Source organism: Cernens ardua, from assembly GCF_051251085.1.
Lineage (GTDB): Bacteria > Pseudomonadota > Gammaproteobacteria > Pseudomonadales > Halomonadaceae > Cernens > Cernens ardua.
In genome coordinates, this window is record NZ_JBPCZH010000003.1 from 282,169 (window position 1) to 300,537 (window position 18,369).

The 18,369-nt window shown below is 49.1% G+C and carries 9 protein-coding genes; 8 read left to right on the forward strand and 1 reads right to left on the reverse strand.

Going from position 1 to position 18,369, the window contains the following annotated elements; translation table 11 throughout:
* The first annotated feature begins 85 nt into the window (after positions 1 to 85).
* From LMG33818_RS07930 to LMG33818_RS07940, 3 genes are all read left to right on the forward strand, one after another.
* On the forward strand, positions 86 to 559 hold the full coding sequence (locus LMG33818_RS07930) for a MerR family transcriptional regulator (protein ID WP_442322822.1): 474 nt from the start codon (positions 86 to 88) through the stop codon (positions 557 to 559).
* 139 nt (positions 560 to 698) lie between these two features.
* Complete coding sequence (locus LMG33818_RS07935; protein ID WP_442322823.1) at positions 699 to 1,529, forward strand: TrmH family RNA methyltransferase; 831 nt, start codon at positions 699 to 701, stop codon at positions 1,527 to 1,529.
* Positions 1,530 to 1,810: 281 nt separating this feature from the next.
* Positions 1,811 to 2,503: an HAD family hydrolase gene (locus tag LMG33818_RS07940; RefSeq protein ID WP_442322824.1), complete on the forward strand. Its 693-nt coding sequence runs from the start codon at positions 1,811 to 1,813 to the stop codon at positions 2,501 to 2,503.
* A 66-nt stretch (positions 2,504 to 2,569) separates the two neighbouring features.
* Here the strand turns inward: LMG33818_RS07940 and LMG33818_RS07945 are convergent, their stop codons facing one another.
* Positions 2,570 to 4,117 carry a mannitol dehydrogenase family protein gene (locus LMG33818_RS07945; protein WP_442322825.1) on the reverse strand — a complete coding sequence of 516 codons (1,548 nt, stop codon included), beginning with the start codon at positions 4,115 to 4,117 and terminating at the stop codon, positions 2,570 to 2,572.
* A gap of 637 nt (positions 4,118 to 4,754) precedes the next feature.
* On the opposite strand from LMG33818_RS07945, the gene LMG33818_RS07950 reads away from it, so the two are divergent.
* Genes LMG33818_RS07950 through LMG33818_RS07970 form a run of 5 tightly spaced genes read left to right on the forward strand, consistent with a single transcriptional unit; the run spans position 4,755 to position 18,091 of the window.
* The gene (locus LMG33818_RS07950; RefSeq protein WP_442322826.1) at positions 4,755 to 6,836 is read left to right on the forward strand and encodes a capsule polysaccharide biogenesis protein; all 2,082 of its coding nucleotides are present in this window, start codon (positions 4,755 to 4,757) and stop codon (positions 6,834 to 6,836) included.
* Positions 6,833 to 8,101 (forward strand): capsule polysaccharide biogenesis protein, encoded by a 1,269-nt coding sequence (locus LMG33818_RS07955; protein WP_442322827.1) that lies wholly within the window; start codon positions 6,833 to 6,835, stop codon positions 8,099 to 8,101. The genes LMG33818_RS07950 and LMG33818_RS07955 overlap by 4 nt, the downstream gene beginning before the upstream one ends.
* Positions 8,065 to 8,847, forward strand: a complete 783-nt coding sequence (locus tag LMG33818_RS07960; RefSeq protein ID WP_442322828.1) for an SDR family NAD(P)-dependent oxidoreductase — start codon at positions 8,065 to 8,067, stop codon at positions 8,845 to 8,847. Before LMG33818_RS07955 ends, LMG33818_RS07960 begins: the two co-directional genes overlap by 37 nt.
* Positions 8,847 to 10,580: an LTA synthase family protein gene (locus tag LMG33818_RS07965; RefSeq protein ID WP_442322829.1), complete on the forward strand. Its 1,734-nt coding sequence runs from the start codon at positions 8,847 to 8,849 to the stop codon at positions 10,578 to 10,580. Before LMG33818_RS07960 ends, LMG33818_RS07965 begins: the two co-directional genes overlap by 1 nt.
* Positions 10,577 to 18,091, forward strand: a complete 7,515-nt coding sequence (locus LMG33818_RS07970; RefSeq protein WP_442322830.1) for a type I polyketide synthase — start codon at positions 10,577 to 10,579, stop codon at positions 18,089 to 18,091. The genes LMG33818_RS07965 and LMG33818_RS07970 overlap by 4 nt, the downstream gene beginning before the upstream one ends.
* Positions 18,092 to 18,369 lie beyond the last annotated feature (278 nt).

The following is an 18,369-nucleotide window of genomic DNA, read 5'->3' on the forward strand; positions in this document are numbered from 1 at the left end:
TGCGTATATTCGATCGTGAGAAAAAGTCGATTGTAATCTGCCATAATGATGCAATGCGTTTTCATTAACTCTTGGGTTTGCTGCCATGACTGACAGCCTGTCGATCTCTGCTCTTGCTCGTGAATTGGGTGTCACCACCCGCACAATCCGTTTTTATGAAGAACAAGGATTGATAGATCCGGAGCGCCGGGGGCAGGAACGTGTCTATGGACCAGAGGATCGTGCCACGTTGGAAATGATCCTTCGTGCCAAAAGTCTTGGATTTACATTAGGCGACTGCCATACATTACTTGCGTTGGTGTCACATAGTGAGCGGCATCTGGAACAGCAGGATATCCTTAAATATCAGGATGAAATTGCATCCTTGAAGCAACGGCTGGATGAACAACGTGAGGCCATCGATCTTCTAACAAATGCTGTAGATGAAGCCAGTGAACAACTGACGATGCGTTTGAGTCGCCTTCAACGACCAAAAGCCTTTATTTCCTCTAGCGATCAGCAATTGGATCTGGGCTTTTTGGATGACCACCTTCCCGAAGAGGATGATTCCAGTACCTGATAGCAACACCATCAGCAAGGTGCCTGCGGTTGATTATCGCCAAATGGATGGTTTTCATTCGCTCGACTGATTAGCAAGTCTTCTTCTGTACAACGAATACTTGTACAAATTACTGCCATTAAGCCTCTGCGGAATTTTCATGTTGATTACCAGTGCATCGAATCCTCGTATCAAAACAATTCGAAAGCTCAAGGATCGAAAATATCGGGAGCAAACGGCCTCGCATTTGGTTGAAGGGATACGTGCCATAGAAGAAGGCCTCGACAATGCAGCTCCCATAACTACCCTGATTTTCGATGAATCAGCACTGCCACAGTCGAAGGAATTGCAACACCTGTTACACCGCATCCAAACGATAACAGCCTCGCCAGAGCTTTTACCCACTACAACAGAGGTACTCAGCAGTTTTTCGTCCCGTAGCAACCCACATTTGGCCATCGCCGTCTGTGATCAACGCTGGTTGGCGCTAGAAGAGATAAAGAGCGAGCCCAACCACGCATGGATCGCGCTGGAAGCTCCACGTGATCCTGGCAATGTGGGTACCATCATTCGTACGGCTGAGGCTGCTGGTGCCCGCGGCGTTATCCTACTGGATAAATCCTGTGACCCCTATTCGCCAGAGGCCATGCGCGCGAGCACGGGTGCCCTCTTCGGAATATCATTGGTCAAATCCACACGAGATACTTTTATAGAATGGGCCAAACAAAGCGCATTTGAACTGGTAGGGACAGGGCTGACACGCAGTCAGGATTATCGTGACCTTTCCTACTCTGCCCCCACTATTATCGTTATGGGCACGGAAAAGGACGGCATTACCTCTACGCTCGAAAATGCTTGTGATTTTATGGCAAAAATCCCCATGCGTGGAAGGACCGACTCGCTGAATCTTTCAATAGCCAGTGGCCTGATGCTATTTGAAGTCATGAATAGAAAAACGGCACATCAAAACCTCTCCACCCATAATATTTGAAGGGCTCTCTTCCATAGCTCCACCTCAACATTTTGCGAAGTCGCTTATTTCAACGTAATCGACACACATGTATAAGACATGTTTCACGTGAAACATTGAGCCATCCGAAGCCAAAACAGATACACTTTCCACAACAATGACTTGTTAAAAGAGAAAATCAGTAATCTTTGCTATGCTAGCTAGAGCGTAATTAGCGCGGACGCACGACGAAAAGCCATTTGCCTCACACGGGAAGCCCTCATTAGTTAAACGCCCCCAGGGCAATCAGCAGGAGATCCGGAATGCCCCACAGCAACCATAGCAACTCGTCTATCAATGCCTTTATTTTCGATATGGATGGTCTTTTATTAGATTCTGAGACACTGGCAATGGAAGCCCTGGTCGAGGCAGGAAGAGAGCTCGGCTATGATATGCCTGATGATTTTTGTCGCGGCATGATCGGAGCACCAGCTGACCAATGTAGAAAAATGGTGACGAAATCCTATGGGGAAGATTTCCCTCTTCATAAATTCTTCGAAACGCAGGAAATCGTATTGCGCCGGATGGTCGATAATGGGCGGCTAGTGACCAAAAAGGGTGTAAACACGTTACTTGATCTTTTGGATGAATATAAGATTCCTCGTGCTATAGCGACCTCTTCCAGCCGCTACAGAACAGACCACCACTTGAAACTTGCGGGTATATTTGAGCGCTTTCAATCAATTATTACACGCGATGATGTTAGCCAGGGTAAGCCCAATGCTGAACCTTATCTTGCAGCTGCCAGTGCCTTGGGCGTTTCCCCCGCAAATTGTTTGGCTCTGGAAGATTCCTATAATGGTATACGGGCGGCACACGCAGCTCATATTCGAGTCATCATGGTACCCGACATGCTTCCGCCTACAGAAGAGATGAAAAATACTGCTTTCCGCATCGAAAACAGTCTGGAAGATGTCGCCGAGTATCTCGCCCCCATACTGAAATCCCAGCAGTAAAATGAAGCTATGTGGACTTTCTGGGCAAACATGTCTCACGATTTTTACTAAACCTCATGATTACAATCACGAGTCCAGTAAATCAGGATAATGCTTACCCAGAATAGTCTCATCAAGCGTAGCTGCCATCACTTCATTCAAATCATAGCGATGCAGATTGTTTATTGCCCTTGCCAGCTCATTCAAGACTTTATCCTGCCGCGGAAGCTCCTCACCAAAGACCTCGTCATATTCGAGAAACACTTCGGCTCGAAGCAAGGGATTTTCTCGCGTTACCCGACACAGGTTATATATCGTTTCCTTGTTAGGATCATCAATGCGCACTGCTGTCCCCGATTTATCCAGAAGAGCAAACCAGCGAATCCATGCAGCAATTGCAAGAATCGTGCATGGTGTATCCCGTCGTTCTGCCAAATTATAACGCATGGGCTCCAACAAACGAGTCGCTAGCTTTAGGGAACCATTGCGCCCAACCCGTCCTACTTCATGATGAATGGCCGGATTTTCAAAGCGCTCAAGTAGGTTGCCAATATATTGATCCCGATGAAGACGCGACATCGGAACCGTGGGCCCCTGTTCTGACCGCATAAAACGTTCTGTCAGCCGCTTGATCAAAGGGTCCCCTATCGATTCAGCAATCGTGTTATAGCCTGCAAGTGCCCCAATGTAGGCGAGTAGCATGTGCGTGCCATTAAGCAACCGTAATTTGGCAATTTCAAAAGGCTCAACATCCGAGACAAAACGGGCACCGGCCTCTTCCCATTTAGGACGTGGCCCATCGAAATCCTCTATTACCCAATCAAAAAAAGGTTCGGAAACTACGGGTGCCGCATCATGAACACCTAAAAGCGAATCAATGGCTTCTATATCCTTATCGGTTATAGAGGGCGCAATACGATCAACCATGGTATTGGGAAACTGGACATTACGCTCAATCCAATCGACAAGGGAGTCGTCTTCAAGCCCGGCAAAATCCAAGACAGCTTGTCTCAGGGTACGCCCATTGGATGTCAGGTTATCGCAGCATATAATGACAGGGGGAGTATGTCCGGCATCGCGTGTTAATTGAAGACCTCTCACTATCGATCCGATCGCCGTGGCAGGCCGCTCTGCCCCCACATCAGCCTGAATCTGTTCATTCTGACTATCCAGACGATGCGTGGAAGGGTCAAGAAAATATCCACGGTCCGTGATGGTTAACGTTGCAATACGTGTTTCTGGTTCTGCCAGCCTAGCAGCCATACCCTGTTCGTCGGAGGGGGCATGGATGACTTCGGACAATGCTCCAATAATCTCAATGTGATCACGCTCTGCTGAACGCTCCACCAATGAATAAAGCCCTTGTTGAGGGCGCAAGGCCTCAGGTGTATTAGGCCGAACCATACTGGCTGAAGCAATTCCCCAACGTAAACCTTCTCGCCCTTCAGCCTCAATGGCACGTTGGGTCGCCATCGCCTGGTGAGCGCGATGAAAGGCACCACATCCAAAGTGCAGGATACCTTTACCCAACTCATCTATGTCATACCGAGGCAAACGTAAATTATCAGGCAACCGGTTCAGCGTTGATCGTTGCAGGCGAGCCAATGGCGTTGACGTGGTGCTTTTCTGGTTCATAAAGGACCTCCGCGCCCCACTTTTTATAACAGTAGAATTTTTGCGTTTCGATGATATAGCGAAAATGTAAAATACTGTTTTACAATTAATCTTAGTCTAGACTATTCAAAACATGCTTGGTTGCGAAACAGTAGAAGACTTTAGATGTAGACCTTATGTGCCATCTAAACATGGCCGCCTCCTTCAAAAAGACTACATATATAATGGGCCGTTATATAACCGTCAATAGAGTGCTGAAAAGTACAAAAAATAACAAACGATCACCTACGATAAATGGCTACATCTCACGTCTCGTCAGGTTTTGTAATCGTCACAGGGCTCTCAGACTCCATCCATTTATCGCAACAAACCTCTCTGCAAAAAGCACTTCAAGAGCGCTTTGTGCTTATTTCCACTCGTTTAGGAACTATAATTCGAACAGTGTTGCCAAATATAATTACATTGCTTCTTGTGAAAAGTATATTCACGTACATTTAGATACGAATTTATAACCCTCAGAACATGGATGTGTGATAATTTATCTTGAAATTGAGGATGTTATGGGACGGGGACACTCATCCGTGTTGTTTAAATATCTTTTACATCTTTTTTGGTCTATACGATAAAGACCTTTCTATCCACACACTGTTGGGGACTTGTGTACGCTTCGACTTTGGCGATGAACGCTGCCGGTTTTTTTTCCAGAGGTATCCTGCGCTGGGATGCTGTGCCCGTACTTTTGTCTGAATTTACCCAATTCAGACATATGCGTACAAAATCAGCACCCAAAGTGGATGCGATTATAGGCTGGGGGGCCAAGCCCACCAGTGAGATCGCGCGTGCCTATGCAAATCATCACCAACTACCTTACATTGCCATCGAAGACGGCTTTTTGCGCTCGTACGGATTGGGTGTTGAAAAGAACCAACCCCAAAGCCTGGTCATTGATCATACCGGTATCTATTACGATGCCTATCGCCCCTCTGATCTTGAAAACATGTTACGCGATGTGGATTTTTCAACTGAAGATCTTAATCGAGCCAAGAATGCCATCACTCGTATAAGACATAACCACCTCAGCAAATATAACAGTGCGCCCGATCACCTTCCTGATGAAGTAAAGTCGTATTCTTCATGCGTTCTGGTTGTTGATCAAACGCGAGACGATGCGTCAGTAACATTAGGCATGGGTAGCCCTTCACGTTTTGAAGCCATGCTGAATTATGCCCTCGAACGGCACCCGAAGTCCCAGATCCTGATCAAGGTGCATCCGGATGTTGCCAAGGGACATCGCCGCGGTTATTTATCGGAGATATCACTGCCCTCGCGTTGCACACGTCTCGATGAGGCTTTGAATCCATGGCCACTATTGGAGCAGGTAGAAGCTGTACACGTAATGACCAGCCAGACAGGCTTTGAAGCCTTGATGGCAGGATGCCATGTGATATGCCATGGCATGCCTTTTTATGCAGGGTGGGGATTAACAGAGGATCAGTTGTCTTGTGATCGCCGAAACCGCAAGAGGACCCTGGAAGAGGTATTTGCTGCTGCCTATTTACGTTATAGCCGTTACTATAATCCTTATACCCGTAAACAATGTGAGCTTGAGCAAACCATCGATCTATTGGCAGATCAAAAGAGACAAAGTGAGCGTACAACAGGCGCATGGGCTATATATGGCATGTCAGGCTGGAAGCGAGGCTTCATTCATCATTTTCTTGGCCCCAAAGCGCGCGTTCGTTATATCAATGCACCTTCTCGTTGGCATAAAGCATCTGATCAGCAAACGCTGATACCAGATGAGAACCTGCTTGTGTGGGGACACAAGGATTATTCATCCTTACTCGAGCAAAATCCGAGGCTTTTGCAACATCATAAAATTACTCGGATGGAAGATGGATTCATTCGCTCCGTTGGGTTGGGCGCGGATCTGATACGTCCATGCTCTCTCGTGTTGGATTCCAAAGGGATCTATTATGATGCCTCTGCGCCAAGTGATCTTGAATACTTGCTGCAGAACACCCATTTTTCCGACGATATGCTTGCGCGTGCAGATCGGCTACGCCATCTACTGATAAAGCTCAAGCTGTCAAAATACAATGTGGGTAATTCGGCTTCATTCACATTGCCAAGAGATAAAAAAATCATCCTTGTCCCTGGGCAAGTTGAAAGTGATGCGTCTATCCGGCACGGCACTCAGCAGGTCTGTACCAATGCTGCACTGTTGGAACAGGTGCGTAAACGTAACCCTGGCGCGTTTATTGTTTATAAAGAACACCCGGATGTTACATCTGGCGGCCGTCTGGGGGCACTATCAGCAGAAGAGCATGAACTTTACGATATGGATGCAACGGGTATTGATATTATTGAATTGCTCGATACTGTAGATTGCGTTCACACAATGAGTTCACTGACTGGCTTTGAAGCCTTATTGCGTCATATCCCCGTACACACATGGGGAAGCCCTTTTTATGCGGGCTGGGGATTAACAACCGAAGAATTACCGCTTAATGAATCGGCTGCAAAACGCCGTACACGTCCTCTTTCCCTGAATGAGCTGGTCGCGGGGACTCTGCTCCTTTATCCAAATTATGTAGAACCCAACTCGGGCGATTTATGCAACCCTGAAACAATTATTGAATTGATTTCCCGGCATGCAACTGGCCGTTCAACCCCTTCGCCCCGAGTGCGTTTTTGGCGGCTTTATCGACGTATTTTTGACAGGAATACGATACGATGAATAGCCAGCGCTCTTATTTATTACTTCAGGGCGTTTGCAGCCCTTTCTTCAGCGTGCTGGCAGACCATCTGATTTCTTGTGGGCATCAGGTAGTCAAGATAAATTTCAATGTGGGTGACCAGCTCTACTGGAGAACTAAAGCGCCTTCATACAATTGGCGTGGAAAATTGGAGGATCTCCCGGATTTTGTTACCAATATATGGAAACAACACGGTATTACTGATCAAATTCTTTTTGGTGATTGTCGTCCTGTCCACAAGGGAATTATTCAAAAAGCTCGCGCGAGCGGTATTCGCAATCATGTCTTTGAAGAAGGTTACTTGAGACCCTATTGGATTACGCTTGAGCAGGAAGGCGTAAATGCCAATTCCATGTTACCCCGTAATTCCGATTGGTATTTACGGGCGGCCGAGTACGTACCGAGGAGTAGCAGCCCAAAGCACAAAATTGCTTCTGCATTCAATACCAGAGCACTCCACGATGTGGCCTATCATTTGGGAGGCGCACTCAACCCTGTGCTCTTCCCACATTACAAGACCCATGCGGCACTGACAGCACCTCAGGAATATTTGGGCTATTTATGGCGTTTTGCTCGACTCAGAAATTGCAAAAGACGCGATGAAGAGAAGATCAAAAAACTATTGGAAAGTGGTAGGCGGTATTTTTTTATACCTCTTCAATTGAATGGGGATTTTCAGGTTCGTCAACATTCTGCGTTCAGTGACATGAATGAACTCATGACCTACGTGTCAGAAACATTCGCTTTGCATGCCCCCAAAGACGCCATTCTGGTATTCAAAAACCATCCCTTGGATATGGGAATCACACCGCATGCGCAAGATGTTGAAAAGATAATAAAACATTATAATTTACAGGATAGAATCCTCTATCTTGAGACAGGTAATTTAAACCAGCTCATACATCACAGCGAGGGTATGATTACCCTGAATAGCACTTGTGGACATGTCTCTTTAGCGGCTAAAAAACCTACGATTGCATTGGCCAATGCGATTTATAGCATGCCGGGACTTACTCATCAGGGGTCATTGGAGAGCTTTTGGTATACTCCACAGGCCCCCGACCCCAAGATTGTCGATGCTTTCAGGCGAGTACTTACTCATACTGTTCAGGTCAACGGTGGATTTTACACACCAGATGGTATAGAACTGGCCGTCCGTAATTCAGTTTCACTTTTAGAAGCGGAACAGTCTCCGCTGGAGCAATTGTTATGTCAGATTCCCGAGTCGCTGTGCGCACTATCCTGATTACCGGAGCAACCGGTGCCATAGGGGGAGCGCTTGCGCGGGATTGGGCTGCTCCAGGTATTACACTTCATTTACATGGTCGTAATAAAACGGCATTGAAGACTTTGGGGCAAATCTGTCGGGATAAAGGTGCGAGTGTTGAGTTACATAGTGTTGATCTCACTGATGAGAAAGCACTCTTTCCATGGATTGATCACCTGGACAATACTACCCCCCTTGATTTGGCAGTCGCTGCAGCCGGTGTAAACACTCACCCCGTGGATGAATATGGTGAAAGCTGGGAAAACATCAAACCTTTGCTGGATATCAACCTGGTCGCCCCCATTGCGCTTTGTAACCGACTATCACCACGCATGCAGAAACGTGGACATGGGCAATTGGTGCTTATGAGCTCATTGGCTGGCTACTACGGGCTTCCCATCACTTCGGCATATAGCGCCAGTAAAGCAGGTATTAAGGCCTATGGCGAAGGTCTTCGTGGTTGGCTGGCCCCGCATGGAGTAAAGGTCAACGTCATTATGCCCGGTTATGTGAAGTCCAAAATGTGTGATGAAATGCCTGGACCGAAGCCTTTTTTATGGTCACCCGAACGCGCTTCCGAATACATTCGAAAACGTTTAGTCAAGAACAAGGCGCGCATCAGCTTCCCATTCCCCTTGAATTTCGGTACCTGGTGGCTAGCCGTTCTTCCCGCATCGCTCTCACAGTGGATTTTAGGACTCATGGGTTATGAGGATACCCATTGATGTTGCTTTTTTCACTTTGGATGCCTCTAGTAGTGAGCCTTGTGCTCTGGTGTACTTTTGAGCAACTGCTTATCCCTCGCCCGCACTCATGGATGAAACGCCCACGGTATGCCACTGCCATTGATGTGGGGACTTGGGCGTGTCTGTACGGTGGTTTTACGTTGCTACTGGAACGTGGCTGGTTCGCCACAATAATTCTGGGCGTCCTGCACATGGTGATTGTCCAAGTCAGCAATACTAAAGCGAATACGCTTCGGGAGCCCTTCCTGTGTCAGGACTTTGAATACTTTGTCGACATGGTCAAGCACCCCAGGATGTACCTTCCTTTCTTTGGTATTGGGCTAACCATCGTGTGTAGTCTGGCAGGTTTAGCGGTAATCATTGCCGGTTTCTGGTTGGAACCCTCTCTTTTTACTACCCATGGTTGGGGAGCACTTACTTCGGTACTGGGCATCATTATTGCTGGGGCTATCATATTAAGCAGAGGGCTCAAGGGGAGCCAATCTGATGTTGAACAAGAGCAAAAGGAAGGTCGATATCCACTCGATCCCAACGATGAGCTAATCCGATATGGCATGAGCACTCTTCTCTGGCGTCAGGGGAAAGAGCTTTTTATACCGCTATCCCCGTCTACTGCGCGCAAAGAGTATCAGGAGGAGATTTTGCCCTCTTCCAGTACCCATCAAACATCACGGCAGGATGCTATTTCGATACGAAATAGCGAAGAAAGACCAGAACAAGGGCTCCCGCATCTGGTCATTGTACAAAGCGAGTCCTTTTTCGATCCCCGGCGTTGGTATCACGGTATCCGAAAAGATGTACTTGCCGAATGGGATAAGGTAGCTGCGCAGGCGGAAGTGCGAGGGCAATTGAAGGTTCCTGTATGGGGTGCCAATACGGTACGCTCGGAATGTGCTTTTTTAACAGGACTGAGCGGTGGCGATTTAGGGGGCCATCGATTTAACCCTTATCACGTTCTGTCCCACCAAAAAGTGCCTTCATTAATAACGCCCTTAAAAGCAAGTGGCTATCGCACTATTGCGATTCACCCTTATCCGGCCAGCTTTTACTTAAGGAACAAAGTCTTTCCCAATCTGGGTTTTGATGAATTTATTGATCTGAGTGAATTTTCCGATGATCAAAAAGATGGTCAATACACCAGCGATCTGGCATTGGCGGATACGGTAGATAAATTGTTGGAAAAGGCCGAGCAACCGCTACTGATCATGTTGATCACCATGGAAAATCATGGGCCTTTACATCTTGAGCATGCTCCCACCAATCCGGATCACTGGTACAGCGAATCTCCCGGCGCAGATTGTGACGATCTTGCCGTATATTTACGCCATTTACATAATAGCGGATTACTGGTAGAGCGCCTGACACAAAGGCTGGGCGCCTGTAGCAAAAAAGAGGGCACTCAGGGTAAGAGAAGTCTTGATACCGATGATGGTGATCTCCCCCCCTCAACCCATACTCAAAGAGAAGGTATACTGTGCTTTTACGGAGACCATGTACCCATCATGGCCAGTACCTATAAGGCATTGGGGTATCCAGATGGTTTGACCGAATATTTTATTTGGTCAACACAGGGTAAGGGACACAAAACTCAGACTGTAGCCTCGATTGAAGATCTAGGTATCATGCTTCTTGATAGTGTTTCCTCCCATATCTCCCGAAATATTAAAGACGCCGACACGGCAGAACGCTCAGATACCGAGAATTATTCATGACAAAGAGAGTCGCCATTATTGGAGCGGCCTATCGCTTTCCGGGGGCTGCTACCGCCGAAGAGTTTGATGCTGCTCTTCGCTCACAAAAGGACCTCGTGACTCAGGTTGCCAGTGACCGTTGGGATGCTGACGTTTTTCAGCATCCTGATCGTAACCATCCGGGAACCACTGTAAGTATGGCGGCAGGTAGTTTGGGCGATGTCAGTGGTTTCGATGCGGATTTTTTTGGAATTTCCCCGCGAGAAGCAGCGCAGTTGGATCCCCAGCAACGACTCATGCTGGAACTGACATGGGAAACGCTTGAGAACGCTGGTCTGCCTGCATCCGAAATACGTGGCAGTGACTGCGGCGTTTATCTGGGTGTGGCCGGATTGGATTACTCGTGGAGAATGGTAGAAGACCTCTCGGTCATTAGCACCACTACCGCTACCAGCAATGCCTCCAGTATCGTAGCCAACCGCCTATCCTACTTCTTCGATTTGCATGGGCCCAGCCTTTCGATTGATACCGCATGCTCATCAGCGATGGTGGCCTTTCATCAGGCCTGCCAAGCAATACGCAGCGGCGAAACCAATATGGCTCTGACGGGGGGGGTTAGCCTGCACCTTCATCCGTATGGCTTTATCATTTTTTCCAAGGCCAGCATGTTGTCGGCAAATGGACGCTGCCGTTCCTTCGATGCAGATGGCGATGGCTATGTACGCTCCGAGGGTGCAGGAATGTTCCTGCTCAAGGACCATGATCAGGCTATTGCAGATGGTGATCGGATCCTCGCTATCGTAGATGGTAGCGGAATGAATACCGATGGGAGCAAACAAGGGCTTACAGTGCCTAATCACGCGGCACAGAGCCGTTTGATGGCTCACACACTGGAGTCAGCTGGGCTGGTCCCGGATGATATTACTTATCTGGAAGCGCATGGCACGGGTACCTCAGTAGGTGACCCCATTGAGGCTCGAGCAATTGGTGAAGCCCTGGGGCAACACCGGCAATCCCCACTTCCCATAGGCTCGGTGAAAAGCAATCTTGGGCATATGGAAACGGCATCGGGTGTCGCGGGCCTTGCCAAGGCGTTACACGTCATTACTGAACGCGAAATTCCTGCCACGATCGGTATTCGTACACTCAACCCAAGACTCGAAAGCGAAGAGCGTAATATCGAGGTCATCACGGAGGCACGCACATTAGCTCCGACAGGCAGGATCGTCGTCGCTGTTAACTCTTTTGGTTTTGGCGGCTCGAATGCACATGTTATTCTCGAAAGTCCCGAAGTAACCGTCGAGACAGATGCCCCCAATGAGGCACGCACAGCTGAGCGGCATTCGTTAGAAAAACCGACGGCAGGCGTTCCATTGCGGGTTACTGCACGTACGCCTGACGCACTACAGGACCAAGTGCGCCAGCTTCGTGATTTTATGCTGCACTCATTGAATCAGGATGAGAAAACTGTCTCCGACAACTTGCCAAAGATTGCCGCGGAACTGTGGTTCCGACGCGACCCCCTGAAACATGGCCTATTATTGTGGCCGCAAAGTATGGATGAGGCCATTGACGGGCTCACTCATTTTCTGGATGAGAAAACCTCTCGCACTGCCCCAACCGGTGAACGGCTAACGACGTCTACCCCCAACGGCCCTGTATTTGCCTATTCAGGCAACGGATGTCAGTGGTTTACCATGGGTAAAGTGTTACTGGAATCATCAGCTGAATTCCGTAGCACTATTGATCATCTTGATACACTCTTCAAACCCATCGGTGGTTTTTCACTGCGCGAGGAACTGGAAGGGCTCAACGGTGACCGACTCGAACTCACTGAAGTGGCACAGCCGACTTTGTTTGCTTTGCAGGTTGGGCTGACTCACCTACTTAACAGCCATGGCATCAGACCTTCAGCGGTCATCGGCCACAGCGTCGGTGAAGTGGCCGCCGCCTGGGCCAGTGGCGCACTCACGCTTGAACAGGCCGTCAACGTTATCTATCTACGCAGCTACCATCAGGGCATGACACGTGGATTGGGTGCCATGATGGCAGCTTCATTGACATTGAGTGAACTCAAACAATGGCTGCAGGACGAGCGCTTTGATCGCGTCGAATTGGCTGGGCGCAATAGTGAAACCGGCGTTACGCTTGCCGGCCCCAACGATCAGATTCAGGCGCTTCAGCATGCCCTTTCAGAGCACAAACACTTCGCCAGGGTATTGCCTCTGGATTATGCATTTCATAGCGCAGCCATGGATAGCATCGAAGAAGGTCTGCTGAACGATTTGCGAGAGTTGTCGCCTCAAGATACGCGCATTCCCATGTATTCAAGTGTGACAGGAGATGAGATTGCAGGAACAGAGCTGACCGCCGAGTACTGGTGGGATAATATTCGCCAACCCGTGAACTTTCATCCGGCTATCAGTGAGCTGATTCAACAGGGCGCCAACGTCTTCACAGAAGTGGGCGCTCACCCTGTCCTGCACCGTTATCTTACCGACACGCTCAAGGAGCTTGATCATCAAGGCCTGGTGATCGATACATTAGTTCGTCCCAAAACCGGCCAGATCGCCAGAGATTCACAGCACATAAACAAAGCGATTGCACAGCTTTGGTTAAGTGGCCTTCCTGTTCCTGCCGAGACATGGTTGTCTCGTGCAGCACCACGCGTGGATCTACCTCACTATGTCTGGCAACGGACCAAACACTGGTATCAAAGTACAGGTGACACCACCGGCGTCGTACTTCGCCATTATGAACACCCATTACTGGGCTATCGATTGGCTGGGCATTCGCTGACATGGCAAAGCGACCTGGATACTCAACGTCTACCCTGGTTGGGTGGCCACGATGTTGGAGATAGTGTTGTCTTCCCGGCTGCTGGTTTTACAGAAATTGCGCTTGCAGCGGCAGCCGCGTGGCATGAACAATCTTTGATCGAGTTGGAAGCTGTCGAAATTGTTTCCCCCTTACTTCTGGCTGATGCACCCAGCAAACTCGTACGCACTGTGATTAATGAGCACGATGGTAGCCTAAGCATCTCAGCCAAGGAGACCGCCAGCACTGACCCTTGGCATCTGCATTCACGCGCTCGTATCGTACCGCAATCCCTGGGGCTTTCATTAAAAGCCAGGGCCCCCGCATTGCCTACTCGAAAACCCGATTTTGATCGAGCGCAACATATTGTCGCGGCGCATTCGCTTGGGCTGAAGTATGGCAAAGCTTTTCAGGGAATAAAGGAAGGCTGGATCGAAAAGGATCGCGTTATCGGTGTACTACAGGAAACACCGGCGATTTCCGAGAGCCAGTCCGATACATTACTGCCCCCTGGCATGCTGGATAGCGCATTCCAGTTATTCATTCCACTACTGACAAGCCAATTTACGTCTGCTCAGGGCATGGCATTTGTCCCTGTGCGTTTGGAGCGCGTGCAATTCAATATAGGTAATCAGCCCGTTCACCTGGCCCAACTGACACTGACACAACGCTCTCCCAACTCACTATGCGCAGATATCGCACTGTTCGATCAGGCAGGGAACGCTATTGCCACCCTTCAGGGAGCACGATTCAAGTCGGTCAGACTGCATGCCCAGGCGCATGACGAAATTCGCCATTTGTCACAGATTCTGGTCCCCGGCCCACTCTCGCCACAAGCTCAGTCTCTGACACATGTTTCACGTGAAACATCTCTACCGCCAGTGGATTTGGTAACGCTGAGATCGAAAATAGAGGATGCCAGTCAGCGTCTGCAATATGAGCTGTCACCCCTGCTTGAGGCATTGGTTCAGGCTGCCTTGCATGAGGCCATTTCATCCATAAAAGCCCCTTCCCTGTTGAATCGGCTTACCCAGCTGGCAGAACACCTTGGTATGCTGGATGAAAATGGTCAAATGGAAGAAGTACCAGCGAAGGCCAGGGACATCTGGAAAATTGCCCTACAGGACTACCCCGACTTTGCTCATTTAATACTTCCACTAGGCCGAGTGGCCCAGCACCTGCGTGATGAACATCAGCCGCCTGTTGATCTTCCGGTACTTTGGCAGGCAGCCTTGGGCAATCCAACACTAAATACAGTGGGCAAACTCGTTGAAGAGCATGTCGCAAAGATGCTTCAGACCCCGCAGGTTGAAGCGTTCAATCTGATTGAAGTTGCCGTCGGCAAGCTGGAATACTTGCCTGGAATTACACCCAAGCAGCCCGCCTCTGGTTATAAAGAGTACGTATTCACTCTGGATGAGCGTGCTCATACTGATGCTCAACTATTGCAGGAACAACGCCCAGACTTGCAGGTAGAGATGCTGGAAAACCTGACCTCTGGAAGGCCATCAGATATTGATCACGCTGGCTCGGTACCTTTCGAAACATTGACCCCTTCGCTGGTTATTATCGATGCAGGAATAAGCCGACAACAGTTCAAACACGTACTGGAGTGCCTTTCCCAGAGTCTGTTGGGCCCAGTACAACTGTTAATGGTGGTACCGTCCTATTCCAGTTGGCAGGGACTGGTTGCCTCCATCAGTACGCTCCCTGCTGAACAACAACCAGCGTCTGTTCAGGATTTGACTCACACAGCCTCTCTTTTCGATTTTGATATTTCAGGGCCTGAAGTCAATGAATCGGATAATACAGGGGGGCTGACAGCTATCTGGGCAACACGTGGCGCAATAACACGTGAATATCCCGATCCTGAGAGAGAATCATGGTTATTGGTGAGTGACGAATCCCGCCGCTCCCTCGCTGAAGTGATAGGTGCTCAGCTAAAAGCACACCAGCAGGTGGTTGAAATAATTGTGGAAGAAGAATCACTTGTGGAATGGCTTCCACACAGGGATTCCAATGCCCAGCACATCATCGACCTGCGATACCTAGGAGAAAGCCCGGAAGCGCGCTGTGCCATTATCGCCGATTGGTGGCAATGGATCGATCAGCAGTCTGAAACGACTACATTATGGATCATCGCGTGCGGAGCAACGACCAAATGGTGCTCCTCTACCACCGTAGAGATGGGCCAGAAAATCGCTGAAGATGCAGCGGTATGGGGCTTCGGGCGCACCTTGCAAAATGAGTCCGGGCAACGTCCGATACGCATGGTGGACCTGCCTTATGATGTGCAAGCAGAATCATTTGCTTCCACCTTCACTTCAACCGACGAAGTAAATAATGGTCAGCCTCTCATAGCGGCTATGGCAGCACATCTTCTTGCACCAGACGAAGAACTTGAAGTGGCCTTTACCTCTTCTGGGCAACGTCTGACCCCCCGCATTATCGAAAATCTGCCCCATCAGGATACCGGAGAGCACACAGCACTCACCCTCGGTTTCGATATCCCAGGCCAACTTCGACAACTACGATGGAAGCCCAGAACCCTTCCTGATTTGGCCGAAGATGAAGTAGAAATCGAGGTCAAGGCCACCGGCCTGAATTTCCGGGATGTCATGTATGCACTGGGACTACTATCGGACGAGGCCGTCGAAGAAGGATTTGCAGGAGCAAGTCTCGGGCTCGAGTTTTCAGGACGAATTATCCGTGTGGGTAGCGCGGTCGAACGTTTTGCAGTGGGTGATCCCATTGTAGGTTTTGGTCCTTACAGTTTTTCCACCCGTCTCACTGCCAAACAGCAAAGCATTGCCAAAATTCCGGCCAGCATGGATTTTGCGGCGGCTGCCACCCTACCGACAACGTTCTTCACCGTCTATTATTCCTTGAAGCATCAGGCCCGATTGGAAAAGGGTGAACGATTACTTGTGCATGGCGCTGCAGGCGGAGTTGGGTTGGCTGCCATACAGATTGGTCAATGGCTGGGTGCCGAGATATATGCTACCGCGGGGAGCGAAGAGAAACGTGATACCTTACGTTGGCTGGGCGTTGAGCATATTTACGATTCTCGTTCCACCACCTTCGCTGAAGCCATTTTAGCGGATACCAAAGATGGCAAGGGCATGGATGTAGTACTTAACTCCCTAGCCGGAGAAGCCATCAATCAAAATCTAAGGGTGTTGAATCCCTTCGGTCGTTTTATCGAGCTGGGTAAACGTGATTTCTACGAAAACACCAAGGTAGGTTTACGTCCCTTCAGGAATAATCTCAGCTATTTCGGTGTTGATTCCGACCAGCTCATGAACCTGCGTCCGGCGTTAACCGAACGGCTGTTTACAGAAATGATGGGGCTATTTGAAGAAGGGGTATTATCACCGCTGCCCTATACGGATTTCACCGCCAGCCGAGTAATTGATGCCTTCCGCTATATGCAGCAGGCCAAGCAGATCGGCAAGGTTGTCATTACCTATGACACACCTCCTATCGCTGAAATGCCTGCTAAAAAGGCTACTCCCATAAAGCTCGACGTAGATGGCCACTATTTGGTCACCGGAGGACTGAGTGGCTTCGGGTTAGCGACAGCAGCATGGCTGGTTGAGTGTGGTGCGCAGCATCTCACCCTGATTAGCCGCCGAGGAGACACTACCGAAGAAGCGCAAAGCGGTATTGCATTATTACGTGAAAGAGGCGTAATTGTTCACGCTGAAGCTTGCGACATAACAGACAAACATGCACTTGATAAGGTTCTGCAAAGAGCTAGAGCACACGCACCCCTAAAAGGTGTTATCCATGCAGCCACTATCATCGACGATGCGCTGGTACGCGATCTAACACCTGAACGCATACAGCATTCAATGAATGCTAAAGTGAATGGGGCACGCTGGCTAGATGAACTAACACGTGAAGATTCACTGGAATTCTTTATCCTTTACTCATCGGCTACCACCCTGTTTGGTAACCCGGGACAATCCAGCTATATTGCGGCCAATTCCTGGCTTGAAAGCCTGGCTTTTCAACGTAGGGCTGCTGGGTTACCTGCTCTCTGCATCGAATGGGGCGCCATTGAGGATGTAGGCTTCCTTGCCCGCAATACACAAACAAGAGATGCCTTGACTCAACGTTTGGGTGGCAGCTCGCTAAAAGCCACGGATGCTCTGAATCAATTGGCTCAGCTCATTGACCATAAAGCAACCAATGAAGCTGTCATGCCATTGGATTGGACTGCCATGGCACGCTTTCTTCCTACCTCAACATCACCACGTTACTCATTATTGGAGCATGGTAATGATCAGGAGCATGGTGAGGAAGAAGATAGCTTCCTGAAGGATCATCTGGCTCAGATGTCGTCAAAACAGCTCAAGGAAGCACTGGTTGTTCTGCTGAAGAGAGAACTGGCCACCATTCTACTCAGTGACGAAGCCAATATGGATGTAGAACGTCCTGTCAATGACATGGGCTTTGACTCTTTGATGGCTGTCGAATTGGTCACCGCGCTGGAAGCGCGTATCGGCATACAGGTCCCCGTCATGATTCTGAATGACAGCGTCACCATCAATAAGTTATCTGACTATTTGATTGAACGCATCAGAGAAGCAGATCATGACAATGGCGATTCAAAGGCACCACTGGATGACACTTCATCGGAAAAGCAAGCCGAACAGCAATCTGCCGCACAGGCAGAACTTGAAGCACGTCATGGCATCAGTCTGACATAACAGTGCAGATAGCCTGCTTCAGGAAAGAGCCGGTAACAGTGGTTATCGGCTCTTTCTCGTCGGGTATTGCATGACATCCCATTTTTCCCTGAACCAGCCCCCGATATCCCTTTCCCCACACCCAAGGCCCACAATAATGCTGAAGTAGTCACTCGGTATGTTTCACGTGAAACCTTCGGTTTCAAAACACGCAATGTCCCTACATGCAATTTCAAATCCAGACCTGACGATAAGCCATACAACCAAATATTCGGCACAGCACCCTTCAGGCCCAGAGG